This window comes from Tateyamaria omphalii (genome assembly GCF_014651375.1).
GTDB classification, from domain to species: Bacteria; Pseudomonadota; Alphaproteobacteria; order Rhodobacterales; family Rhodobacteraceae; genus Tateyamaria; species Tateyamaria omphalii.
Genome location: NZ_BMWT01000001.1, coordinates 330,134 through 354,633, shown reverse-complemented (window position 1 = coordinate 354,633; position 24,500 = coordinate 330,134). Strand labels below are relative to the sequence as shown.

At 59.8% G+C, this 24,500-nt stretch carries 25 protein-coding genes; 8 read left to right on the top strand and 17 right to left on the bottom strand.

Annotated features, from left to right (window positions below; genetic code table 11):
• Positions 1-24: 24 nt before the first annotated feature.
• The 5 genes from IE087_RS01665 to dnaN form a co-directional block, all read right to left on the bottom strand.
• Positions 25-714, bottom strand: coding sequence for a nitroreductase family protein (locus IE087_RS01665; RefSeq protein ID WP_189367186.1), 690 nt, complete (start codon positions 712-714; stop codon positions 25-27).
• A 110-nt stretch (positions 715-824) separates the two neighbouring features.
• Positions 825-3,242, bottom strand: coding sequence for a DNA topoisomerase (ATP-hydrolyzing) subunit B (gene gyrB, locus IE087_RS01660; protein ID WP_189367185.1), 2,418 nt, complete (start codon positions 3,240-3,242; stop codon positions 825-827).
• Between the two features lie 80 nt (positions 3,243-3,322).
• Positions 3,323-3,943 carry a LysE family translocator gene (locus tag IE087_RS01655; RefSeq protein ID WP_189367184.1) on the bottom strand — a complete coding sequence of 207 codons (621 nt, stop codon included), beginning with the start codon at positions 3,941-3,943 and terminating at the stop codon, positions 3,323-3,325.
• Positions 3,940-5,037, bottom strand: coding sequence for a DNA replication/repair protein RecF (gene recF / locus IE087_RS01650; RefSeq protein WP_189367183.1), 1,098 nt, complete (start codon positions 5,035-5,037; stop codon positions 3,940-3,942). Before recF ends, IE087_RS01655 begins: the two co-directional genes overlap by 4 nt.
• A 69-nt stretch (positions 5,038-5,106) precedes the next feature.
• Entirely contained in the window at positions 5,107-6,225 is a 1,119-nt protein-coding gene (gene dnaN, locus IE087_RS01645) for a DNA polymerase III subunit beta (RefSeq protein ID WP_189367182.1), read from the bottom strand.
• A 208-nt stretch (positions 6,226-6,433) separates the two neighbouring features.
• Here dnaN and IE087_RS01640 point away from each other — a divergent pair, with 208 nt between their 5' ends.
• Positions 6,434-7,219 carry an AAA family ATPase gene (locus tag IE087_RS01640; RefSeq protein ID WP_189367181.1) on the top strand — a complete coding sequence of 262 codons (786 nt, stop codon included), beginning with the start codon at positions 6,434-6,436 and terminating at the stop codon, positions 7,217-7,219.
• Positions 7,220-7,272: 53 nt separating this feature from the next.
• On the opposite strand, the gene dnaA is transcribed toward IE087_RS01640, so the two are convergent.
• The 3 genes from dnaA to rpsT form a co-directional block, all read right to left on the bottom strand.
• Positions 7,273-8,637, bottom strand: coding sequence for a chromosomal replication initiator protein DnaA (gene dnaA, locus IE087_RS01635; protein ID WP_189367180.1), 1,365 nt, complete (start codon positions 8,635-8,637; stop codon positions 7,273-7,275).
• A gap of 57 nt (positions 8,638-8,694) precedes the next feature.
• On the bottom strand, positions 8,695-8,889 hold the full coding sequence (locus tag IE087_RS01630) for a hypothetical protein (RefSeq protein WP_189367179.1): 195 nt from the start codon (positions 8,887-8,889) through the stop codon (positions 8,695-8,697).
• Positions 8,890-9,134: 245 nt separating this feature from the next.
• Positions 9,135-9,398, bottom strand: coding sequence for a 30S ribosomal protein S20 (rpsT, locus tag IE087_RS01625; protein ID WP_147109894.1), 264 nt, complete (start codon positions 9,396-9,398; stop codon positions 9,135-9,137).
• Positions 9,399-9,561: 163 nt separating this feature from the next.
• On the opposite strand from rpsT, the gene IE087_RS01620 reads away from it, so the two are divergent.
• Positions 9,562-9,747 (top strand): hypothetical protein, encoded by a 186-nt coding sequence (locus IE087_RS01620; protein WP_189367178.1) that lies wholly within the window; start codon positions 9,562-9,564, stop codon positions 9,745-9,747.
• Positions 9,748-9,804: 57 nt separating this feature from the next.
• Here the strand turns inward: IE087_RS01620 and IE087_RS01615 are convergent, their stop codons facing one another.
• Both IE087_RS01615 and mutM read right to left on the bottom strand, forming a co-directional pair.
• A complete protein-coding gene (locus IE087_RS01615) occupies positions 9,805-10,581 on the bottom strand; it encodes an enoyl-CoA hydratase (protein ID WP_189367177.1) in 777 nt (258 codons plus the stop codon).
• A gap of 65 nt (positions 10,582-10,646) precedes the next feature.
• Positions 10,647-11,498, bottom strand: a complete 852-nt coding sequence (mutM, locus tag IE087_RS01610) for a bifunctional DNA-formamidopyrimidine glycosylase/DNA-(apurinic or apyrimidinic site) lyase (protein ID WP_189367176.1) — start codon at positions 11,496-11,498, stop codon at positions 10,647-10,649.
• A 92-nt stretch (positions 11,499-11,590) separates the two neighbouring features.
• On the opposite strand from mutM, the gene ubiE reads away from it, so the two are divergent.
• Positions 11,591-12,337, top strand: a complete 747-nt coding sequence (ubiE, locus tag IE087_RS01605) for a bifunctional demethylmenaquinone methyltransferase/2-methoxy-6-polyprenyl-1,4-benzoquinol methylase UbiE (protein ID WP_189367175.1) — start codon at positions 11,591-11,593, stop codon at positions 12,335-12,337.
• 94 nt (positions 12,338-12,431) lie between these two features.
• On the top strand, positions 12,432-13,964 hold the full coding sequence (gene ubiB, locus IE087_RS01600) for a 2-polyprenylphenol 6-hydroxylase (protein WP_189367174.1): 1,533 nt from the start codon (positions 12,432-12,434) through the stop codon (positions 13,962-13,964).
• A gap of 60 nt (positions 13,965-14,024) precedes the next feature.
• Here the strand turns inward: ubiB and IE087_RS01595 are convergent, their stop codons facing one another.
• Positions 14,025-15,206 (bottom strand): acetyl-CoA C-acyltransferase family protein, encoded by a 1,182-nt coding sequence (locus IE087_RS01595; protein ID WP_189367173.1) that lies wholly within the window; start codon positions 15,204-15,206, stop codon positions 14,025-14,027.
• Positions 15,207-15,302: 96 nt separating this feature from the next.
• On the opposite strand from IE087_RS01595, the gene IE087_RS01590 reads away from it, so the two are divergent.
• From IE087_RS01590 to tdh, 4 genes are all read left to right on the top strand, one after another.
• A complete protein-coding gene (locus IE087_RS01590) occupies positions 15,303-15,863 on the top strand; it encodes a helix-turn-helix domain-containing protein (protein WP_189367172.1) in 561 nt (186 codons plus the stop codon).
• 100 nt (positions 15,864-15,963) lie between these two features.
• On the top strand, positions 15,964-17,151 hold the full coding sequence (locus IE087_RS01585) for a glycine C-acetyltransferase (RefSeq protein ID WP_189367171.1): 1,188 nt from the start codon (positions 15,964-15,966) through the stop codon (positions 17,149-17,151).
• Complete coding sequence (locus tag IE087_RS01580; RefSeq protein WP_189367170.1) at positions 17,148-17,756, top strand: class I SAM-dependent methyltransferase; 609 nt, start codon at positions 17,148-17,150, stop codon at positions 17,754-17,756. Before IE087_RS01585 ends, IE087_RS01580 begins: the two co-directional genes overlap by 4 nt.
• 5 nt (positions 17,757-17,761) lie before the next feature.
• Positions 17,762-18,787 carry an L-threonine 3-dehydrogenase gene (tdh, locus tag IE087_RS01575; protein ID WP_189368299.1) on the top strand — a complete coding sequence of 342 codons (1,026 nt, stop codon included), beginning with the start codon at positions 17,762-17,764 and terminating at the stop codon, positions 18,785-18,787.
• 39 nt (positions 18,788-18,826) lie between these two features.
• On the opposite strand, the gene IE087_RS01570 is transcribed toward tdh, so the two are convergent.
• The 6 genes from IE087_RS01570 to IE087_RS01545 form a co-directional block, all read right to left on the bottom strand.
• The gene (locus IE087_RS01570) at positions 18,827-19,552 is read right to left on the bottom strand and encodes a metallophosphoesterase family protein (RefSeq protein WP_189367169.1); all 726 of its coding nucleotides are present in this window, start codon (positions 19,550-19,552) and stop codon (positions 18,827-18,829) included.
• Between the two features lie 58 nt (positions 19,553-19,610).
• Complete coding sequence (locus tag IE087_RS01565) at positions 19,611-20,237, bottom strand: LysE family translocator (protein ID WP_189367168.1); 627 nt, start codon at positions 20,235-20,237, stop codon at positions 19,611-19,613.
• Between the two features lie 39 nt (positions 20,238-20,276).
• Positions 20,277-21,011 (bottom strand): Stf0 family sulfotransferase, encoded by a 735-nt coding sequence (locus IE087_RS01560; RefSeq protein WP_189367167.1) that lies wholly within the window; start codon positions 21,009-21,011, stop codon positions 20,277-20,279.
• Between the two features lie 94 nt (positions 21,012-21,105).
• Positions 21,106-22,698 carry a phosphoglycerate dehydrogenase gene (gene serA, locus IE087_RS01555; RefSeq protein ID WP_189367166.1) on the bottom strand — a complete coding sequence of 531 codons (1,593 nt, stop codon included), beginning with the start codon at positions 22,696-22,698 and terminating at the stop codon, positions 21,106-21,108.
• Between the two features lie 89 nt (positions 22,699-22,787).
• Positions 22,788-23,270, bottom strand: coding sequence for a hypothetical protein (locus tag IE087_RS01550; RefSeq protein ID WP_189367165.1), 483 nt, complete (start codon positions 23,268-23,270; stop codon positions 22,788-22,790).
• Positions 23,270-24,424 (bottom strand): phosphoserine transaminase, encoded by a 1,155-nt coding sequence (locus tag IE087_RS01545; RefSeq protein WP_189367164.1) that lies wholly within the window; start codon positions 24,422-24,424, stop codon positions 23,270-23,272. Before IE087_RS01545 ends, IE087_RS01550 begins: the two co-directional genes overlap by 1 nt.
• Between the last annotated feature and the right edge of the window lie 76 nt (positions 24,425-24,500).

Genomic DNA, 24,500 nt, shown 5'->3' with positions numbered 1-24,500 from the left:
GTTAACGAAACAAGAATGGCGCCGTCAGCGGACGGACAGAATTTCGTCTAATGGCTTCTTGATCTTGGCAACGGCGGGCACGGTTGCATCATCTGCCGCATGGCCAACTGCGATGATCATCGTGGCCTTTTCGCTTTCCTGTCTACCCAGAAGGTCGCCAAGAAACTTCATCGGGTTCGGTGTATGGGTTAGCGTCACCAAACCCGCCGTATGCAGGGCAGTCAGCAGCATCCCCGTTGCAATGCCCACGCTTTCGGGCACGTAGTAGTTCTTGTAACGCGTGCCGTCGTCAAAGGTGCCATAGCGCTGGGCAAAGACTACGATCAGCCACGGCGCATCCTCAAGATGTGGCTTGTCGGCATTGGTGCCAATGGGCTCCAGCGCCTTGATCCATTCATCGCTGGCACCGCCGGAGTAGAATTTGCGCTCTTCTTCCTCTGCCGCTTCGCGAATCTGGCGTTTGATCGCCGGATCGCTGATGGCCACGAAATGCCAGGGCTGGTGGTTGGCACCGGACGGGGCGGTACCTGCGGCAGCGACACAGGCCTCGATCACCTGTTGGGCCACCGGTCGCGTAGAGTAGTCCCGCACCGTGTGGCGCTGAGCCAGGAAGTCGCGAAATTCCTCCACGCGCTTCAGCATTTCGGCATCATCCAGATGCTGACGATCCGGTAGGGGAAGTTGACGGTATTCCAGCTTGTCCTTCGAGAACATGGGTGCTGTCCTTTCAGATGTTCCGCCCGGCGGTTCCGCCGGGCAGCGCCCGACCTCCCCCACGGGAGGACGCTTCACGCCCACCCGAGGTCAGGCGATGCCCTTTGCAATTAGAAATCCAGGTTTTCCACGCTCAGAGCGTTTTTCTGGATGAACTCGCGGCGTGGCTCTACCACGTCGCCCATCAGCTTGGTGAACAGGTCATCGGCTTCGGTCATATCCTCGACCCGCACCTGCAACAGGGTGCGCGCATCGGGGTCCAAAGTGGTTTCCCAAAGCTGATCGGGGTTCATTTCGCCCAGACCTTTGTAGCGTTGCAGGGACAGGCCGCGCTCGCCCTCTTCCAGAATGGCGTTCAGCAGGTCCATCGGGCCCATGATCGACTGCACCCGGTCCTTGCGGATCAGCGTGGCGGGGGTGCCATAGACATCCTGCAGCCCTTGGGTGAACGACCCGGTCTTGCGCGCCTCACCCGACCGCAGCATCGGCCCGTCCAACGTGCGCACTTCTTCGACGCCGCGTAGGATACGCGCCAGACGCACGCCCTTATCCTGCGTGATCCGACCCTGCCAGCCACGCTCCCATTCAAGGGCAATCAGGTTCAGCCGCTCGGCCACCTTGTCGGCCACACCTTGCAGGTCGGCATCGACGGCCCCGGGAACAAAGGCACCCGCAATGGCCGCCTGTTCCAGAATGTGGCGCGGGTAATGGGTGGGGAAGGCTTGCAGTACGCGCTTCAATTGGCGCGCGTCTTCGACCACGCGGACAAGGTCCTGGCCCACGATCTCTTCGCCATTGCCCTGCCGCAGCATTGCACCATCCGTGCCCTGCTCGACCAGATAATCGTCCAGCGCCATCTGGTCTTTTAGGTAAACCTCGGACTTGCCCCGGCTCACTTTGTAAAGCGGCGGTTGCGCGATGTAGAGGTAGCCGCCTTCGATCAGTTCCGGCATTTGCCGGTAGAAGAAGGTCAGCAGCAGTGTGCGGATGTGTGCGCCGTCCACGTCGGCGTCCGTCATGATGACGATCTTGTGGTAGCGCAGTTTCGAGATGTCGAATTCGTCCCGGCCAATGCCGGTGCCCAGCGCCATGACAAGGTTGCCAATCTCCTGAGAGCTCAACATCCGGTCAAAGCGCGCCCGCTCCACGTTCAGAATCTTGCCACGCAGCGGCAGAACGGCTTGGGTCAACCGGTCCCGACCTGTCTGGGCAGAGCCACCGGCGCTGTCCCCCTCGACCAGGAACACTTCGGTCTTGGATGGGTCCTTCTCGGAACAGTCCTTCAGCTTGCCGGCAAGGTAGTTCACATCCATCGCCGTCTTGCGCCGCGTGAGTTCCCGCGCCTTGCGTGCAGCTTCACGGGCCAGAGCGGCCTCAATGATCTTGCCAACGATGATCTTGGCTTCGTTCGGGTTCTCTTCGAACCACTCGGCCAGCTTTTCGTTCACCAATCCTTCGACCGCGGGGCGCACTTCGGACGACACCAGCTTGTCCTTGGTCTGGGACGAGAATTTGGGGTCCGGTACTTTGACACTCAGCACACAAGTCAGCCCCTCACGCGCATCGTCGCCGGTGAAGTTCACCTTCTCCTTCTTCGCGATACCGCTGGATTGCGCGTAGTTGTTAATCGTCCGCGTCAGCGCACCGCGAAAGCCCGCCATATGTGTGCCGCCATCGCGCTGCGGGATATTGTTGGTAAAGGGCAGCACATTTTCGTGGTAGCTGTCGTTCCACCACATGGCGACTTCGACGCCGATCTCGTCCCGCTCGCCGGTGATGAAAATCGGCTCAGGCATGACCGAGGATTTGTGACGGTCGAGGTATTTGACGAATTCCTTGACGCCACCCTCGTAGAACAGTTCGGACCGTAAATGTTCGATAGGCCGTTCATCGATCAGGATGATGCGCACGCCCGAATTCAGAAAGGCCAGTTCGCGCAAGCGCTTTTCCAACGTGTCGAACGAGTAGTCGAGGTTCGAGAACGTGTCGGTCGAGGCGAGGAAACGCACTTCGGTGCCCGTGCGCCCGTCTGCATCGCCAACCACCTTCAGATGCTCGACCGTGTCACCATGGGCAAAGCGCGCCACGTGTTCCTTGCCATCGCGCCAGATGCGCAGATCAAGCGAAACCGACAGCGCGTTCACCACCGATACACCCACACCGTGCAGACCGCCGGACACCTTGTACGAGTTCGAGTCAAACTTACCGCCCGCGTGCAATTGGGTCATGATGACCTCGGCCGCGGACACGCCCTCTTCCTCGTGAATCCCCACTGGAATCCCGCGCCCGTTGTCGCTGACAGAAACCGAAGAATCCGCGTGAATCGTGACCGTCACTGCGTCTGCGTGACCTGCCAAAGCCTCGTCAATGCCGTTGTCGACAACCTCGTACACCATGTGGTGCAGACCGCTGCCGTCATCGGTGTCACCGATATACATGCCCGGACGCTTCCGTACTGCTTCCAAGCCTTTGAGAACTTTGATAGAATCCGCGCCGTAATCTTCGGGGGTTTGCTCGTTATCTGCCATTTATGGGCCCCTTAAGTCATTCCGCAAAATATACCGTTTTTCGGGGGGGATGTCACGCAAGTGGCACAAGATTTTGCGTGTCAGGTCAGGGGGATGATCAGGCCGACGCAGATCAGCAAGGCACCTGCAATCAGGTTCATCCGGCGCAGCGCATCGGGCGACGATACCATCCGTCGCGCACGGTCGATGAACAGCGCCATGGTGAGGTTGCCAAGCAGCGGCACGATCATCGACAGAACTACGATGATCAGCACATCCCACGCGGTCAGCCGCGTCAGATCAAAGAACCCAGGCAGCATGCCCATGTAGAACAGAACAGCCTTGGGATTGCCCAAGATCACCGCCAGCCCGGCCAAAAATCCTGCCCACATGCCGGGCCGGGTCAGGCGATTGTCCGTTCCAATGCTTTTGTCGGCTGCGCGTATGACCAATGCGCCCATCAGCAGGAAAATTCCCGCCGCAACCCACTTCAGGACACCCAGGAAACCGCCATAGATAGACAGAATCCACGTGACGCCAAAGATCGCCAAAAGCGACCACAGAACGTCACCGACTACGACGCCTAGCGCCAAGGGCCAAGCCGCCTGAAATCCGCCAGACAAGCTACGGGCAATCAGCCCGACCCAGACAGGCCCCGGCGTCAGGAACAACACGGCCAGCGCGCCCGCATAGAGGGCAAGGTCCCAAGCGCCCAGCGTCACGGCCCGCTCACCGTGCTAACACCTTCCGCCTCGGTCACTTCGACATATTGCGCGCGATCCCCAAGACTGTCGAACAACTCCGTCTCGGTCCCGGTCATCCACGCCTGCGCGCCCAGCGCACAAATCTCGTTATAGAGTGCTGCCCGCCGGTTCGCGTCCAGATGCGCGGCCACCTCGTCCAGCAGCAACAGCGGCGGCGCCCCGAAATCCTGCGCCAGCGCGCGCGCATTGGCGAGGATCAGGGACACAAGCAGCGCCTTTTGTTCCCCGGTCGAACACTCCTTGGCCGGAACACCCTTGGCTGCGTAGATGCCATACAGGTCCGCCCGATGTGGTCCAATCAATGTTCGTCCCGCCGCCAGATCACGGGCACGCCCGTCCGCCAGTGCACCGCGCATATCCTCTGCAGTTTTGGGCATCCCCAGCTCACCGGGTTGCAAAGACAGGTCCGCCGCCGGAAAAGCAGTCTGCGCATCGGCTTGAGCCGTCGCCAAAGCCTCCAAAGCCTGCAATCGGTTGGCATGAATTGCAGTGCCGGTTTCGGCCATGCGCTGTTCAAGGGCGGCATACCAATGCGGATCACGCACCATGTCCTTGAGCAAGCGGTTCCGCTCGCGCATCGCCTTTTCGTATTCCAAGGACACCTGCGCATGATCGGGAATGAAGGACAGTGTCATCCGGTCCAGAAACCGCCGCCGACCCTCGGCCCCTTCGATCCAAAGGCGGTCCATCGACGGGATCAACCACAGAACACGCGCAATACGGCCCAACGCTGTCTGAGGCGCAGCCTTGCCATCGATCTTCACCTGCCGCGCCGCCCCCCCCTCGGACCAGGTTTCAACTTCATGCACCTGCTGCAAGGAATGCAGAACACCGAACAGCTTCCACCCAACAGCTTCGGGCCGCCGTGTCATATCCTCGGCGGAGGATCGGCGCAGCCCACGACCTGGCGAAAACAGGGACACGGCCTCAAGAATGTTGGTCTTGCCCGCACCGTTGGGCCCAAAGATCGCGACGGGCCGCGCATCCAGTTGCAGCCGAGCGATCTTGTGCGATCGAAAATGCGACAGGGTCAAAGCAGAAAGGGACAGCATCACGACTGTCCCTCACTTCTTCTGACTGAAAATACCACCGCCGGAGGCAAGATTTTTCGCCGAAAAATCTTAGACGCGCATCGGCATGACGACGTAGACCGCCGACTGGTCCGTGCCTTCGCGCATCAGGGTCGGATCGCCTGAAGAGTTGAACATGAACACCGCGTTCTCGCGGTCCACCTGTGATGCGATCTCGAGCAGGTATTTTGCGTTGAACCCGATCTCGAGTCGTTCGTCGCCATAGGCGACGGCCAGCTCTTCCTCGGCTGCACCGCTGTCCGGCGCGTTCACGGATAGAACCAGCCGATCCTCATCCAGTTGCAGCTTCACTGCGCGGGACCGTTCGGACGACACGGTTGCAACCCGATCCACGGCCTTGGCAAAATCAGACGCGTCCACTTCCAGCTTGCGGGTGTTGCCCACCGGAATAACGCGCGTGTAGTCGGGGAACGTTCCGTCGATCACCTTCGATGTCAGCGTGATGTCCGGGGTCGCAAAGCGCACCTTGGTCTCGGACACCGACACGGCGATTTTCATGTCGTCATCATCCAGCAACTTGCGCAGCTCACCCACGGTTTTGCGGGGGACAATGACACCCGGCATGTCGGCGGCGCCGTCGGGCAGATCGCTGTCAATGCGGGCCAGACGGTGGCCATCGGTCGCCACGCAACGCAGCGCCTTGCCGTCATCGCCATCCGCGATGTGCATGTAGACACCGTTCAAGTAGTACCGCGTCTCTTCCGTCGAGATCGCGAATTTCGACTTGTCGAACAGGCGCCGCAGCTTGGGCGCTTCGACCGAGAAGTTGGAGGCGTATTCCGACGACGCCATGACCGGGAAGTCTTCTTTCGGCAGGGTCGCGAGTGAAAAATTCGAACGGCCCGCTTCAACCGTCAAACGACCAGCGGCCGTATCGGCCGTCAGGGTGACAAGCGCGCCATCAGGCAGTTTGCGGACAATCTCGTGCAACGTCGTCGCCGCAACCGTGGTCGCCCCGGCGCGTTCAACCTGGGCGGGGGCCTTGTCGACCACCTCGATGTCCAGATCGGTCGCACGGAACGTGACATCAGAGCCTTCGGCCTCGATCAGCACATTGGCAAGGATCGGTATGGTGTTGCGACGCTCGACCACGGACTGGGCCTGGCTCACCGCTTTCAGCAGCACACCGCGTTCGACACTGATCTTCATGGTCTGTCTCCCCACCTTGGCACCGGGACGGGCAGACTAGCCCAACCACAGCACTTCACAAGCATTTTATTGCTTGTCGGTTGGAACGCCGGGGTCGTCAAGCCGTGCCCACGGGCGTGGTGTCAAAATCTGTCCGCGATGCACATTTGTGTCGGTTTCTGACCACATTTTCTGGATAATACAGAGCAGCACAACATCGGACGCGCACGTGGCGAGACGAAGACCCAAAACCAACCTACCCGCGCCATTTTTGCAGCGGCTGACCGTTTTGGGTGAAAAGCTGGATGGGCAAGCGGGATATCCGTTTAACATCCCCTGGTTGGATGCGGAAGAATTTGAGCTGCATTTCACCACGCCCGTGACCATCATTGTCGGTGAAAACGGCACTGGAAAATCAACGTTGATCGAGGCGATTGCTGCGCTTAGCGGCTATGATGAAGCTGGTGGCGGCAAGGGATACCGTCCCGTCGATCATGCCAATGCAATCGACAAGAGCGGCGCGTTGCTGGCCGATGTCCTGCGCGCGGGCTGGTTGCCCAAGGTCACGGATGGTTGGTTCTTTAAGGCCGAGTCGTTCTTTTCCGTCGCCCGCTACTTGGATGACGTTGCACGAGAAGGCGGAGGCGCCCCGCCGGACTTTCTGTCATGGAGTCACGGTGAAGGCTTTGTACGTTTTTTTGAAGAACGCATGGCACGCCAGGGCATCTATTTCATGGATGAGCCGGAAAGCGCACTGTCGCCGCGGCGCCAACTGGAGTTGCTTCGTATTTTGGACGGGGTGCAGCGCTCTGCGACTTCTCAGGTGATCATAGCTACGCACTCACCCATCCTGATGGCAGTTCCCGAAGCGCGCGTATTGGAAGTGGCGCGCCATGGTTTTGCTGAGATCGACTATCGCAGTACGTCACATTTCAAGCTTTATCAGGCCTTTACGGTAGACCCGGAAGAATTCGTCTCTGACGCGTTGAGGGGTGAGGAAGACCGTCATCTCTAAAACAAAAAAGGGCGTCCTCAAAGGACGCCCCCATGACTGCAAATTGGGTAACTTTACGCTTCGAGTGACCGGCGCAGCAGTTCCAGATCTTCGGCAATCTGACCATCCGACTGCTTCAGTTCTTCGATGCGGCGCACACCATGCATGACAGTGGTGTGGTCTCGGCCTCCGAAACGGCGGCCAATCTCGGGCAAGCTGCGCGAGGTCATGTGTTTCGCGAGGTACATTGCTACCTGACGCGGACGGGCATAGGCGCGCAGGCGCTTGGGGCCAATCATGTCGGACAGGCGAATGTTATAGTGCTCGGATACTTTGCGCTGGATTTCTTCGACCGTGATCTTGCGCTCAGAGGCGCGCAGAACATCCGCCAGACAATCCTGGGTCAGGTCCATGTCGATCTTGCGGCCCACAAGCGAGGCAAAGGCAAACAGACGGGTCAACGCCCCTTCCAACACACGCACGTTGGTTGAAATGCGATGGGCCAGGAATTCCAGCACGCCATCTTCGACCTTGAGGTCAGGGTAGGTGGCCATTTGCTGCTCGACCTTCGACTGAAGGATGCCAAGACGCAGTTCATAGTCGGTTGGGTGCAGGTCAACGACCAACCCGCATTGCAGGCGGGATTTCACGCGCTCTTCAAGATCCTTGATTTCACCCGGGGCACGGTCGGCACTGATGATGATCTGCTTGTTCTGGTCCACAAGGGCGTTGAACGTGTGAAAGAATTCTTCCTGCGTGCTGTCCTTACCGGCAATGAACTGGACGTCGTCCACCATCAGCACGTCGACAGAGCGGAACATTTCCTTGAAATCCATCATCTTGCGGTCGCGCAGGGCTTGCACGAAGCGGTACATGAATTGTTCAGCGGACAAGTACAGAACGTTCAGGTCAGGACGGCGGGTCTGCAACTCCCACGCAATGGCGTGCATGAGGTGCGTTTTACCAAGACCTACGCCGCCGTACAGAAACAACGGGTTGAAGGTCACGGGGCCACCCTCGGCGACACGCTTGGCGGCGGCATGGGCCAGCTCGTTGGGCTTGCCGACAACAAAGCTGTCAAAGGTAAAGCGTTTGTCCAGCGGTGCAGCGGACAGGGCCGCGCGGGTTGATTTCCCGGCGGTGGGCATAGTGGGTTCGGTCATTGGTGCATCCACGGCTGAAGGGCGGCTCTGAGAATTGGCTGGGACAGCAAAGCTCAGGCGGCGAATGCTGTCATCCTCGGATTTCAACTCGTGGAGAATGAGGTCAGAGAAGTTCTGGCTCACGTAATTCCCCATGAAGTTCGTGGGGACATCGAATGTGGCTATACCGTCTTGCAGCCCTCGGAACTGCAGCGGCTCGATCCATGTTTTATAGTTATTCTGGCCTACCGTCTTGAGCAGCCGTTGTCTCAGCTGTCCCCATTTTTCTTGTGTCATACGCTACCAACCGTCCCTTCTGCCATTTCATGCCCCGGCGATCTTCGGCCCGCCGGCTCAGCCCGCACCAAGTCTCAGGATGATCAAAACCTGGCCACTGCCAACGGCGTAGCTTTGATCCATTCGGATATTTACAGATTTGGCACATGCCGTTCCCGTGTTAACCGGGTTTTCCGCACGTGCCGTCCGCACACCAAATATTTCTGACAGGTCGGGCATGGCAGACACCATGCTCAAAATCGGATCAGACAACTTGTGTCGTCCCCTACCCAGATACCATGTGCGTACCATGCACATCAGTCTCTGGCCTGTCCCCCCAAGGCGGTCTTACGACTCGCACTAAGGTTGGTAGCAAGTTCGTAAGCGCGCCGTCCACAGAACTTAAAACTTGACTCAGAGATTCTGAAAAAAGAATCTCTGCACCCCTTGTTTTCATAGGAAAAACAAAAAAAGCGCCGCAAAATTGCGACGCTTCGTGTCTTCGTGCACTAGGGGAATTATCCCAGTGCTTTTACCCGTGCAGATAGGCGCGACATTTTCCGCGATGCAGTGTTCTTGTGGTACACGCCCTTGGTGACACCGCGCATTAGTTCGGGCTGCGCAGCTTTAAGGGCTGCCGACGCTGCGTCCTTGTCACCCGAGGCAATCGCCTCTTCGACTTTGCGCAGATAAGTGCGGATGCGCGAACGACGCGCTTTGTTCACTTGGAAGCGTTTTTCGTTTTGACGGGCCCGCTTCTTGGCCTGAGGCGAATTTGCCATGTTATCTCGTCCCAATCTATTGGTGCGGTAGTTTCAGAAGCCGCGCAGATAGGCCCTTTGCCAACCAGAGTCAACGGCCTGTTGGCTGCACTTGCTTTGAATCAAGAAAACGTCGTCACGATGTGGTATTGTCCACCATAGCGAGAATCTGACGGAGGAAGACATGACACAACCCTTGGCCACTTCTCAATACGCGCACGCCCTGTATCGCGCCCATGGTGACAAGGCCGAAGCCGAGGTCGCGCAACGCGAACGGATTGCAATCGAAGCCGGCAAAATGAACGAGGCGCAAGACTGGCGCAAAGTCCGTGCATCGATTCGCCTGATCAGGGGCGCCAACCAGAAATAACGCGCACTTTGAAACGACAGCTTGTGCAGGGTGCTGTAACCGCCTCCTGCACGGTGCTTACCGGTCGCGGAATTGCGCTTCGCGTTTTTCCAGGAATGCAGTCATGCCTTCCTTCTGGTCCTCAGTGGCAAAGAGCGAATGGAACACACGGCGTTCGAACAACAGCCCTTCGCGCAGCGGCGTCTCGAATGACCGGTTCACCGCTTCCTTGACCGCCATGACGGAAATCATCGACTTCTCTGCGATTTTCGCGGCGGCGTTCATCGCCTCATCCATCAGCTTTTTGGCGGGCACCACACGGCTGACCAACCCGGACCGTTCGGCCTCTTCCGCATCCATGAAGCGACCGGTCAGATTCATGTCCATCGCCTTGGCCTTGCCCACGGCGCGGGTCAGGCGCTGTGTCCCGCCAATGCCGGCCATCACGCCGAGGTTGATCTCGGGCTGACCGAACCTAGCAGTGTCCGACGCAATGATGAAATCGCACATCATCGCCAACTCGCAGCCACCGCCAAGCGCATAACCGCTGACCGCCGCGATAACAGGTTTGCGGACCCGCACAATCGCATCGGTTTCCGGGCCAAACAGATCCTCGGTGAACACCTCGGTGTACGACTTGTCCTTCATCATCGCGATGTCGGCCCCGGCGGCGAACGCCTTTTCCGACCCGGTGATGACGATGCAGCGCACCTTGTCATTGGTCTGGCAGCCGCCAAGTGCGTCTGACAATTCCGACAGAAGTTGATCATTCAGGGCATTCAGCGCATCGGGACGGTTCAGGGTGACCTTCGCGATGTGGTCTTCTACTTCGACGATGATCGTCTCATAGGCCATGGGTCTGCCTTTGGTTTGTTATGTTTCAGTTGGTAACGCTTATCACGGGCGGGGACTGTTTCAAGTCAAGATTGGCACGACCTACAGTAGAAAGACGACCGTCCTGACTGCACAATACGCGTCACCTCATGCGAACAGCCCGCGGTGCGGCACGGTTCCCCTTCGCGCCCATAAACATCAAACCGATGCTGAAAATACCCAAGCTCTCCATCGGCTTGGCGGAAATCGCGCAGGCTCGACCCACCGGCCTCGATCGCTTCGGCCAGCACGTCCCGAATGATCGGCACAAGGGCCGCAACACGCTGCCTGGAAATCCGCCCCGCCTTGCGCGTGGGCGAGATGCCAGCCCGGTACAATGCCTCACAAACATAGATGTTGCCCAATCCCGCGACGATTCTCTGATCCAGCAGCGCCGATTTCACGGGTGTGTTCTTGCCCTCAAAGGCAGCAATCAGGTGATCTTCATTAAACGCATTGCCCAAAGGCTCCGGCCCCAGCACGGCCAGTAGTTTGTGCTGATCCGCTGTGGCTGTGTCCAGCAAATCCATCGCCCCGAACCGCCTCGGATCGTTGAAGGTGATGCGCGCCCCATTGTCCATGTGCAGAACAACATGGTCATGCTTTTCAGGCGCTGGATGCTCGTGCACAAACTGCCCCAGCGGATCGCCCGACACGAGCATCCGACCCGACATCCCCAGATGGATCAACAACGTCTCACCGCTGCCCAGATCGGCCAGAATATACTTCGATCGCCGCCTCAGCCCTAGCACACGGCACCCGGTCAATCGCTCTGCCATCTTCTCAGGAAATGGCCACCGCAGATCAGGCCGGTTCACATCCGCCCGCGCGATTACGGCCCTTTCCATCGTCGGGGCCAATCCCCGGCGAACAGTTTCAACTTCGGGCAGTTCGGGCATGTGTGCGGCTCCCTGCGGCAATTGGGCTACGTTGTGTATGCCTGCGAGCGGCCTATAACAAGGCCTGAAAAAACAGAAAGACGCCTCTTCTCATGACCGATGACAAAACCACGCATTTCGGGTTTGAAACCGTGCCTGAAGGGGAAAAGGCGGGGCGCGTGCAAGGGGTCTTCAACTCCGTCGCCTCCAAATACGACATCATGAATGACGTGATGAGTGTCGGCATTCACCGCATCTGGAAAGAGGCAATGATGGACTGGCTGGCCCCGCGCCCCGGGCAAAAGCTGCTCGATGTGGCGGGCGGCACCGGCGACATCTCGTTCAAGTTCTTGAAACGTGCGGGCCATGGCCATGCCACCGTATTGGACCTGACCGAACCCATGCTGGTCGAAGGCCGCAAACGGGCTGAAGCCGATAAGATGGCCGACAGCCTCGATTGGGTTGTTGGCGATGCGATGGCTCTTCCGTTCGAGGACAACACGTTCGACGTCTACACGATCAGCTTCGGCATCCGGAACGTGACCCGCCCGCAGGATGCCTTGGCCGAGGCCTACCGCGTGTTGAAACCCGGTGGACGCCTCATGGTGCTGGAATTCAGCCAGCTGCCGAATGAAGGCATGCAGAAGCTCTATGACCTTTACAGTTTCAACGTGATCCCGCGCATGGGTCAGATGATCGCGAATGATCGCGACAGCTACCAGTACCTAGTCGAATCCATCCGCAAGTTCCCGGATCAAGAGACGTTTTTGTCCATGATCCGCGATGCCGGTTTCGAGAATGCCAAGTACCGCAATCTGACGATGGGCGTGGCTTGCCTGCACTCCGGGTGGAAAATCTGATGATTTTTCAACATCTTGTGGTTAAAAATGCGTTAAGCGCAAGTGTCCCCGCGGGGACACTTTCAAAACGCCCTGTCCCCGCGGGGACAGTCGCGTGAGAGGGCCGCACAATATCATCCGCCTGATCCGAACAGGCGCGACCCTGGAACGGGCCGGGGCCATGAATGTCGTGCTTGACGCTTTCGAAGCGCCGCCTGCCCTGCGCATCGTGGCCAAAGCGTTGGCCAAACCCTTCCGCTGGCTTGGCTATAAGGGCGATCCGTCCATGCCTCCTGCAATCCGCGCAATTACTGCGCTGGGCCCCGCCTACATCAAGTTTGGTCAGATCCTGTCCACCCGACCCGACGTGGTCGGAGACGAATTGGCTGTCCAATTGCGGGTCCTACAGGATCAGCTGCCTGCGTTCCCTGCCAGCGACGCCAAGGCCGAAGTCGCCCGCGAATTGGGGGTGCCAACGGACGAGCTATTCTCTGAATTCAGCGAACCTGTTGCTGCCGCTTCTATTGCGCAGGTCCACAAGGCGAAGCTGGCGGACGAAGACAAGTTCGTCGCGGTCAAGGTCTTGCGCCCTGGTATTGAGAAGGCATTCCAGAAAGACATCGACGCTTTCTACTTCGCCGCCAAGATCGTCGAGTTGTTTGCCCCCGGTGCACGACGTCTTAAGCCGATGGACGTGATCGAGCATTTTGATGGTGTTGTGCAGGGCGAATTGGACCTGCGTCTTGAATCCTCGGCTGCGGGTGAGTTTGCCGCCAACACCGAAAAGGACGAAGGGTTCGCGCTGCCCAAGATCCGGTGGGAGTACTCAGGCCGCCGGGTGATGACCCTGGAATGGGCGGACGGTGTCCCCATGGGGGACAACGACGCTCTGGATGCCGCCGGTCACAACCGCGTGGACCTCAGCGAGCGAGTCCTGAAATTGTTCCTGCTGCACGCTCTCCGCGACGGCTATTTCCACGCGGACATGCACCAGGGCAACCTCAAGGTCGCGCCAAACGGGGACATCATTGCCTATGATTTCGGGATCATGGGCCATATCGACGAATATACCCGCCGTGTTTATGCCCAGATACTCTTTGGCTTCATCCGCAAGGATTACAAACGCGTGGCCGAGGTGCATTTCGAAGCGGGCTACGTGCCAGCCGACAAGGATGTCGATGAATTCGCTCGTGCCCTGCGCGCGGTGGGTGAGCCGATCTTTGGCATGGACGCGTCCAAGATCTCGATGGGCCGGCTGCTGGCCTATTTGTTTGAGGTGACAGAACGCTTCGGGATGGAGACTCGGACCGAGCTTATCCTGTTGCAACGCACCATGGTTGTGGTTGAAGGGGTCGCACGATCCCTGAACCCCAACATGAACATCTGGCAGGTCGCGTCGCCCGTGGTGACGGACTACATCCAGAAATCCATAGGCCCGCGCGCGGTGGTCAAAGATCTGTACAACACCGCGCGCGTCCTGTCCCGCTTTGGTCCGCGTTTGCCGCGCCTTGTCGAGCAGGCGCTCATCGCACAATCAAATCCTGCCCCGGAAAAGCGCAACGGTTTCTGGCGCTGGATCATACTGGCGGCGGTCATTGGCCTTTTGGCTGGGGGCGGTCTGACCCTCTTGATTGAAACGCTGCTCTAGTCTTCTTCTGGCCGAAAATACCACGGGGGACTGGGGCTGGCCCCCAGTCCCGCACATGCCTCAAGCGATCCGTTCAATCGCCAATGCGATCCCCTGACCACCCCCAATACACATGGTGATCAGCGCTTTGGATCCGCCAATCCGCTCCAACTCATACAAAGCTTTCACAGTAATGATTGCACCGGTCGCACCCACAGGGTGACCCAAAGCAATTGCGCCACCGTTGGGGTTCACGCGCGCTGGATCAAAGCCCAAGTCGTTTGACACGGCCAAGGCCTGCGCGGCAAAGGCTTCGTTCGATTCGACAACGTCGAAGTCCTCGGGCGACAGGCCCGTACGATCCAGCAGGTTGCGGACGGCTGGGATGGGGCCAATGCCCATGACTTCCGGGCGAACCCCCGCATGAGCATAGCCCAATATACGTGCTTTGGGTTTCAAACCTGCCTTTTCGGCAGCGTTCGCAGTTGCCAGCACCATGGCACCGGCGCCGTCATTAATGCCCGAGGCGTTGCCCGCCGTGACCGAGCCGTCCTTCTGGAACACTGGCCGCAGCCCAGCCAGCGCCTCCATGCTGGTCGCCTTGGGATGTTCGTCGACTTCAAAGGCAACGGTGTCGCGCTTCACCTTCACCTCGACCGGCGCGATCTGGCTGACAAAGCGGCCATCGGCGATGGCCGCTGCTGCACGTTCCTGGCTTTGCATGGCAAAGCTATCCTGATCGTCACGAGAGATACCATGTTCCGCCGCCACGTTCTCGGCCGTTACGCCCATATGCCCGGTGCCGAAGGGGCAGTTCAGTGCACCCAGCATCATATCCAGTGTTTTCACGTCGCCCATCTTGGCGCCCCAGCGCTGGCTGGGGATGATGAAGGGTGAACGCGACATATTCTCGGCCCCGCCAGCAAGGCCAAACTCCGCATCGCCAAGCATGAGAGACTGAATCACCGACACAATGGCCTGCACACCAGACCCGCACAGTCGGTTCACGTTCATGGCCGGGGTCGTGTCTGGCACGCCTGCTTGCATGGCCGCGACGCGGCTCAGATACATGTCACGCGGTTCGGTGTTGATCACATGACCAAAGGCGACGTGATCGATCTGGCCACCTTCGACGCCCGAACGTTCGAGCGCTGCCTTGGCAGCGACGGTACCGAGATCGATGGGCGTGGTACCTGCCAGCGATCCGCCAAAGGTGCCGATGGCCGTGCGTGCGCCATCCAGAAGTACGATGTCTTGGGTCATGATGATCCTCCCTTTGCCTCCTGATATGACGACGCGCCCGCCCCATGTCAGCCCCCGGGCTTGACTTGGACGCAACGGCATTGGCACTACTCCGTCATGACGGAGAATACTGACGCTATATTGTCGCTTTTGCCGACGCGCCTGAAGGATGCGCGGCGGGCGCAGGGGCTGTCCTTGGACGCGGTGGCGAAACTGTCGGGCGTGTCCCGGTCGATGGTAAGCCAGATTGAACGGGGCGAATCCTCGCCCACGATTGCGACGCTTTGGAACCTGACCCGCGCCTTGCAGGTGGACTTTGCGGGCCTGTTGGACGAGGGCGCGGCAAAGCGGATCGAAGTGCTGCGCACGGCGGATGTACCAAGCATCGAGAATCGGGGCGCGGGCTGCACCATCCGTATTCTCAGCCCACCGGAAGAGGCCGGGCGTCACGAGGTTTATGAGCTGCGTTTCATTGAAGGTGGGGTGCTGGACAGCCAGCCGCATGCCCGTGGTGCGCGCGAGCATCTGACCGTGATCGAGGGCAAGCTGCGTGTGACCAGCGGTGGCGCATCCGAGAAGGTGGGCCAGGGCGACACCGCCCGCTATGCCGCCGATGTCCCACACCGGATCGAGGCGGATCGGCCCGCACGCGCATTCCTGGTGGTGCAGGACGCCTAGGCGTAAATCCGCTTTCACGGATTTTTGTCCGTAATTATGAAATCCGCTCTACCGGAATCATCTCCGGTATGTTAGATTTTCCTGCAAAGGAGCATCCGAAATGACCCACGCGTTTCTCACCCATGTGATCGATACCCTGGCCCAGATCGAGGCGGACGGGATGATGAAGCGCGAGCGCGAGATCACTTCGCCCCAAGGTGGTCGGATCGACGTGGGTGGGCTTGAAGTGCTGAACCTGTGCGCCAACAACTACCTTGGGCTGGCCGATCACCCCGATCTGATCGCCGCTGCCAAGGGTGCGATGGACACGCATGGATTCGGCATGGCCTCGGTCCGGTTCATCTGTGGGACGCAGGATTTGCACCGGGAGCTGGAGCAGCGTCTGGCCCGTTTTCTGGGCAAGGATGATGCGATCCTGTTTGCTGCCTGTTTTGACGCCAATGGCGGGTTGTTCGAGCCGCTCTTGGGGCCGGAGGACGCGGTGATCTCGGACGCGCTGAACCATGCGTCGATCATTGACGGGATACGGCTCTGCAAGGCGAAACGCTATCGCTACGCCAACAGCGACATGGACTCTTTGGAAAAACAGTTGCGTGCCGCCAAGGCCGATGGGGCGCGGCACATCATGATTGCGACCGATGGCGTGTTTTCCATGGATGGATATCTGGCGAAACTGCCCGAGATCACCGCGTTGGCGCGGAACTTTGGTGCGCTGGTGATGGTGGATGATTGTCATGCGACGGGTTTCATGGGGCCGAAGGGGGAAGGGACCCCGGCCCATGCAGGCGTGGACGTGGATATTCTGACGGGCACTTTGGGCAAGGCGCTGGGCGGGTCCATCGGTGGCTACATCGCGGGACCCCAGCCGGTGATTGACCTGTTGCGACAGCGTGCGCGGCCCTACTTGTTCTCCAATTCCCTGCCGCCCGCTGTTGTGGCTGCCGGGATTGAGGCGATCCGTCTGGTAGAAGACGGTGACGATTTGCGGGCGCAGCTGTTCGACAATGCCGCCTATTGGCGGGCGGGGCTGGAGCGGTTGGGCTTCGAGCTGCTGCCCGGCGAGCACCCGATCATTCCGGTCATGCTGGGCGAGGCGCAGTTGGCACAGGACATGGCGGCACGGTTGTTTGACGAGGGCGTCTATGTCTCGGGCTTTTTCTTTCCCGTTGTGCCGCGTGGGCAGGCACGTATTCGGACGCAGATGAATGCGGCCCTAACACGCGCTGATTTGGACCGGGGCCTTGAGGCGTTTGAAGTCGCCGGTAAGGCGGTGGGAGTGTTGGCATGACACTTTCCGGTAATGTCGAGCGTGGCTATGCAGCCCAGGCGCCCGCGCTGATTGCGCAATATGACAATGTGCCCTCTGACACGATCTACGCCCCTGTACGTGACCTGTTTCCGGTAGCACCGGTACGGGTGCTGGACGTGGGGTCTGGGAACGGGCGCGATACGGAGTGGTGCGCGGCCCTCGGGTATGATGTGACTGCCGTGGATCCCGTTGCTGCCTTTGTTGCCGAGACGATGCGTCGGGCACCCGCAGCGACCATTCTTCGGGATCGCCTCCCACGATTGCGGTCGGTGCGGGGTCAGTACGATTTGATCCTGGTGAATGCCGTTTGGCAGCATATTGACACAGCTGACCGACCCGAAGCGCTGGCCCGATTGGCCGGTTTGCTGGCTGAGCGCGGGCGCATGGTTCTATCCCTGCGTCATGGCCCGGGTCATCCTGATCGCCCGGTTGCGGTGATTAACGTGGATGCCACCGTTTCCGATGCCGCTTGTCTGGGTTTGCGCCTGCTGCGGCGCAAGGAAACAGGGTCGCTTCAAGAAGCCAACACAGCGGCTGGTGTGACGTGGACCTGGTTGGTGCTCGAGAAGGGAGCGCAGGCATGAACCGTATGATGGCACTGGAGAAAACGCACCCCGGTGAAGGGCTGTGGTGCGTTTCGGCACCAGTGCCCGAGATCGGGCCGGATGATGTGTTGATCAGGGTCAAGAAGACCGGGATTTGCGGGACAGACATTCACATCTGGAATTGGGATGCGTGGGCTTCGGCCACCGTGCCGACGCCGTTGATCACCGGCCATGAGTTCGCAGGTGAGATCGTGGATATGGGTCGGAATGTGGATGGTCTGGCCCTTGGTCAGCGCTGTTCGGGTGAAGGGCATCTGATCGGCAAGACATCCCGCCAGAGCCGCGCGGGCAAGTTTCATCTGGACCCGGCCACGCGGGGGATTGGTGTGAACGAGCAGGGGGCATTTGCTGAATACCTGCGCTTGCCTGCCTTCAACGTGGTGCCTTTGCCGGATGAAATTGATGACGATATTGGCGCTATACTGGACCCTCTTGGGAACGCCGTGCACACCGCCCTGTCCTTTGATCTGATCGGAGAAGATGTGCTGGTGACGGGTGCAGGCCCCATCGGGATCATGGCCGCTGCCGTGGCCCGGCATGCAGGCGCGCGGCATGTGGTGATTACGGATGTGAATGCGGACCGGTTGCGTCTGGCCACTCATGTAGCGGATGTCGTCCCGGTGAATGTCGCGCATCAGGATTTGGCCGAGGTTGTGTCGGGACTGGGTATGACGCAGGGGTTTGATGTCGGCCTTGAGATGTCAGGGAACCAGGTTGCGCTGGACCAGATGGTCGAGGCGATGACCATGGGAGGGCGCATTGCGATGCTGGGGATTCCGCCCGGAAAATCTCCGGTGGATTGGTCGCGTATCGTGTTCAAGGCGATCACCATCAAGGGTGTCTATGGCCGCGAGATTTTCGAGACGTGGTACAAGATGATCGCGATGTTGCAGAACGGATTGGATGTGTCCGGGGTCATCACCTATCGGTTCAAGGCATCGGAGTTCGAGGCCGGGTTTGCGGCGATGAAATCGGGGTCTTCGGGCAAGGTTGTTCTGGACTGGACGTAAGGCGCATCTTGATGCGCCAGGGCGGACGGCACGTCCGCCTTACGGCGTGAGCGGGAGGCGCCCCGTGTCGGTCAGAAGCCAAACTGTATCATCTTCGAACACAGCCGCCGTCAGGGGTCTGCCATATCCCGCGCCAGTGTCCAGGTTGATCCGATTGCCGCAATGCGTTGCCGCATCGACGGGTGTGTGACCGTGCACGATCAGCTTCGGGTGCGGGTCGGTGCAGTGGTGAAATTCCTGCCTGATCCAGAGCATGTCCTCTTCGGTTTGCAGTTCCAGGGCCACACCTGGGCGGATGCCAGCATGGACGAACATCAAGTTGCCGACGATATGGTTGAGGTGCAGGTCGCGCAGGAAATCCAGATGGCTTTGCGGGACGGCGGCGCGCGCGTCGGCCTGTACGTCCTTTTCCCGGCGCATTCCACTGGCATCGACACCATACGAGGCCAGTGTTGTGTTGCCGCCCAGCCGGTCGTGCAGCCAGTAGAGTTCGACCATCATGTACGGATCGTGTCGGATGGGGTCGGCCATGAACCATTCGAACATGCGGTCGTGGTTACCCTTGAGGAACGTCCAGTTCCGGCCTGCGTCCCGTCCCTCGATCAGGGTATCAAGCACGGCACGGCTGTCGGGTCCCCGGTCTGTATAGTCCCCCAGAAAGACGACATCTGCGTCCCTTCCCCCATCGGCTTCGATCAGCGACAGGACGCGGTCCAGTTCGGCCTTTTGGCCGTGGATGTCGCCAATGGCGTAGATGGGGGTCATGGGCAGCCTTTCGGGAGGGGCGGAGGACACCTCCGCCTTACGGGGTTTCGGTTTGAGCCTAGCGGTCGAGGGCAACCGTCAAGCCGAGGCCGACAAGGATGGAACCGCCTAGCGTTTTGGCGCGTGCCGTCGCTTGGCCCGTGCGCGTCAGAAGTCGTGACATGCGGTGGGCCAGGGCCACGCAGACGAGGTCGGCGCTGGAGAACACGATGTTGACCACAGTGCCGAGGATCAGGAGTTGTGCCCAGATCGGCAGTGCGGCTGTGGGATCGGAAAACTGCGGCAGGAACGCCACGAAGAAGAGTGCCGTTTTCGGGTTCAGGATTTCGACCGTCATGCTTTGCCGGAAGGCGCGCACCGGGTCGCGGCCGCCTTGTGGTACGGCGTTCACCCGGGCATTGCGGGTGCGGATCATCTGGAGCCCGAGCCAGATCAAATACGCAGCTCCGATCAGTTTGAGTGCGATGTAGAGCGGCGGCACCAGATCGAACAGGATGGCAAGGCCGAAGGCTGCTGCCAGCACATGCACATAGCCGCCGACATGGATGCCCAGCGCCGCCATCAGTCCGGCGCGGGCCCCACGGGCCAGCGTTTGCGCTGTGGCGTAAAGCATGGCAGGGCCGGGAATGTAGGCAAAGATCGCGGTGGCGATGATGAAGGCGAGCAGTGTGTCGAAACCGGGCATGAGATGACCTTAGGCGCTGGGCTTCGTTGTGCAAGCCACTCAGGTGTGGGTTTCGGATTTGAAGCGGGCGATCCAGTTGGCACTGATGCTGTCGGAGAGTTTGGATACCGCGGGTTGGACCGGTGCGCCTTGCGGCAGGTCGAGATAGGCGAGTGTCTGTGTGAGCGTCGTGGCAGGGTCTACGGACAGCGTGTCGTAGTCGAGGCGCAGGGGCGTGATGGCCTGTTCCGCGAACCAATCCTCCCACGCTGTGTCATAGGCTTTGACCGTCTCGACCTCTTTCGCGATAGCCGCATGATCATAGTGCAGCGGCTGCGGGGGTGCGGAGCGTTCCAGTTCCGACCCGTCAGCGTTGCGGTGCCAGAGCCCGCTTTGGCTGGCCCGCACCAGTGATACGGCCTGTGCCACCTTGTCGGCGCGGTGCAGGTAGATGAAGCGCGTTGGGCCAAACTGCGCTTCCACAGCGGCTTTGTCCGTTGGTGCGTCTGGGTGCGCGTCGCGCAACTGATCAAGGAAGAACGGCGCGCTGTGACGTTGGAGGCGCAAGCCAAAGATGGGCGTATCGCCGCGCCCTTGTGTGATGGCGGCGGCAAAGATGTCAGGGCGCGGTGTGTTCGGTGCAAGGCCGAGACCGGTGCGCCATTTGTCGAGGTCGGGTTGGTGGAAATAAGATTTCGGGTGGCCTGCCACGCCGCTGTCGCGCAGCAAGGCGCAGAGCAAAGTGCTGCCGCTGCGAGGGCTGGTGCACAGGATGTAGGCGTTTGGCGGTGGCATGGGCGTTTCCAATCGTGGATCGCCCAAGCCTTTAGTTCAGTTCGGTGACAATCGTAAGGCGGAGGTGTCCTCCGCCTCGCATGTCAGGCCTGGATTAAACCACGTCGAAGGCCAGCGGTTTTACTTGCGTGAACATGCCTGTCCCTTCGAGCGTTTTCAGCACGTCCGTGGGAATCGGATCGTCGACATAGAGCAATGCGATCGCTTCACCCGCGATGGTCGCACGGCCAAGGGTGAAGTTCGCGATGTTGACACCGTTCTTGCCCATCGTATTGCCCAGGAGGCCGATGATGCCCGGTACGTCCTCGTTCGTGGTGTAGAGCATGTTGGCCCCGATCTCGGCGTCGATGTTGATGCCTTTGATCTGGATGAAACGTGGCTTGCCATCGGAGAAGACTGTGCCTGCGACGGAGCGTTCGCGTTTGTCTGTGACAACGGTGACTTTGATGTACCCATCGAACGCGCCGGACTTTTCCTGGTTCGTGGTGCTGATCTGGATGCCGCGTTCCTTGGCGACAACCGGGGCGGAGACCATGTTCACATCGGGGTTCGCCCGCTTCATGATGCCCGCGATAACACCGCAGTTCAGCGCTTCGAGGTTCATTTCCGAGACGACGCCGTCATAGAGGATGTTGATCGCCTTGATTGGTTCGTCCGTCATCTGGCCGGTGAAGCTGCCCAGGTGACCGGCCAGCTTGACCCAAGGGCCCATGACCTTGGCCTCTTCCGCCGTGACGGAGGGCATGTTGAGTGCGTTTTCGACAGCACCGGTGAGCAGGTAGTTCGACATCTGCTCGGCCACTTGGAGGGCCACGTTTTCCTGCGCTTCGGTTGTGGCAGCACCAAGGTGCGGTGTGACAACGACGTTGGGCAGGTTGAACAGCGCGTTTTCCTTGGCTGGTTCTTCGGCGAACACGTCAAAGGCAGCGCCAGCGACGTGGCCGGATTTGAGCGCCTCGGCCAATGCGTCTTCGTCCACGAGGCCGCCACGGGCGCAGTTGATGATCCGCACGCCCGGTTTCATCATGGCGATGCGTTCGGCGGTGATCATGTTGGCTGTCTGCTCGGTCTTGGGCACGTGTAGCGTGATGAAATCGGCGCGCTTTATCAGGTCCTCAAGCTCGACCTTTTCGACGCCCATCTTGTCGGCCTTTTCTTCGCCGAGGAAGGGGTCGTAGGCGAGGACCTTCATTTTGAGCCCGCGTGCGCGGTCGCAGACGATGCCACCGATATTGCCTGCGCCGATGACGCCGAGGGTTTTGCCCGTCAGCTCGGTCCCCATGAACTTGGACTTTTCCCATTTGCCGGCATGGGTCGATTCCGACGCTTCGGGGATCTGGCGGGCGACGGCGAACATCATGGCGATGGCGTGTTCAGCTGTCGTGATCATGTTGCCGAAGGGCGTGTTCATGACGATCACGCCTTTTTTGCTGGCCGCGTCCTTGTCGATGTTGTCGGTGCCGATGCCTGCGCGGCCGATGACCTTGAGCTTGTCGGCGTGCTTCAGGATCGTCGGTGTCACCTTGGTCGCGGAGCGGATAGCGAGGCCGTCATATTGGCCGATCACTTCGGCCAGTTTTTCCTTGTCTTTCCCGAGATCGGGTTCGAAATCCACATCGATCCCCCGATCACGAAAGATCTGGACGGCGGCGTCGGAGAGTTTGTCGGAGATGAGTACTTTGGGCATTTGAGGCTCCAGGTTTTTTGCGGACGTTGCCGCGCATTGGAAATATGTTTCGGCCCTTTAGCGGGTCGATTGCTATTGCGATGCAGCGATCATCGGACCCAGCGGTCCATTTTGGGAAAGCAGCGTTTGCCTTGGGTATCGAGGCCGTTCGGATCAGTTGTCAGTTCCAGCCAGGCAAGTACGGGGACGCCCGGTCCGTTGCCTTGCTCGAATGCATCGACTAGGTTGCCGGACCCACCTTGGTAGCCGTCGCCGTGAAACACGGTTTCCGGTGGCAGGCCGAGATGGCGAATAGCGGCATAAGACCAAGCCATTGCTGCCATTTCCTCGGCCTTTGTCGGCTTGAAATCCGGCTGCATGCGCCGATCTTCATCGGCGACGGCCATATGACCGGCTTCGTGCAGGATGTCACCGGGATATGCCAAGCGTCCGGTGTCGATGCAAAGCGCACCACCGCGCACGTCAAGGCCGGGAAGGAAAGTGCCATCAGGCATGTCCTCGGCACGCACCTTGAGTCCGATGCTTTCCACAAAGGCCACCAACTGCTGGACCAACGGATCGTCGAAGGCCATCAGGCTGCGTCCGACAAACCACTGATTTCCGCGTCGAACGCATATGCCAACCAGGGCAGCATCGCTTCGATATCGCTTGTTTCAACGGTCCCGCCGCACCAGATGCGCAGGCCTGGAGGGGCGTCGCGATAAGCGCCGATGTCGAGGGCCACGTTTTCATCCGCGAGCCGTTTGGCGATGGCCTTGGCGAAGGCTGCGCCGTCAGTGATCCGGTCATCGGTGAATTTAAGGCAGACGGAGGTTGTGGACCGTGTCGCTGGATCAGTGGCGAGGTTGTCGATCCAATCGTGCGCCTCGCAGAAGTCGAACACCGCTTGGGCGTTGGCCTGGGCGCGGGCGATCAGGCCCTTGAGGCCGCCCACTTCGCGGGCCCATGCAAGCGAGAACAAGTAATCTTCGACCGCGAGCATGGACGGAGTGTTGATTGTTGCCCCTTCGAAGATGCCGTCGATCAGTTTGCCGCCTTTGGTCAGGCGGAAGATTTTGGGCATCGGCCATGGCGGTGTGTAGCTTTCCAGCCGTGCAACGGCGCGGGGGCTGAGGATCAGCATGCCGTGGGCCGCTTCGCCGCCCAGCACCTTTTGCCAGCTGAACGTTGTCACATCGAGCTTGTCCCAGGGCAGGTCCATGGCGAAGGCGGCGGAGGTTGCGTCGCAGAGCGTCAGACCTGCGCGGTCTGCCGGGATCGCATCGCCATTAGCCATCCGCACACCTGACGTGGTGCCGTTCCAGGTGAAGCAGACGTCATGGTCGTAGTTTAGGGCGGCCATGTCCACGATTTGCCCGTAGTCCGCGGTGTGGACGGTGTGTTCGATTTTCAGCTGCTTGGCCACGTCCGTGACCCAGCCTGCGCCGAAGCTTTCCCAAGCAACCATCTCGGCATGGCGTTCGCCCAGCAGAGACCACATCGCCATTTCATAGGCGCCGGTGTCAGAAGCGGGCACGATGCCAATTTTGTAGTCAGAGGGGACGCCGAGGATCTCGCGCGTCTCTTCAATCGCCTGCTTGAGCTTGGACTTGCCTTCGGCGGCGCGGTGCGAGCGACCCAAGGGCGCGTCAGCGAGGGCGGCGAGTGTATGGGTTGGGGGTTTGGCACAAGGGCCAGACGAAAAACGCGGATTTGCCGGCCGCGTGGCCGGAGCAGTAGTAGCCATCTGATGTTATCCTTACAGATATGCGCCCTTCGTTGGGGAAGGGTGTCCCACCGCCGCATTTACGGGTGCGGGTGGG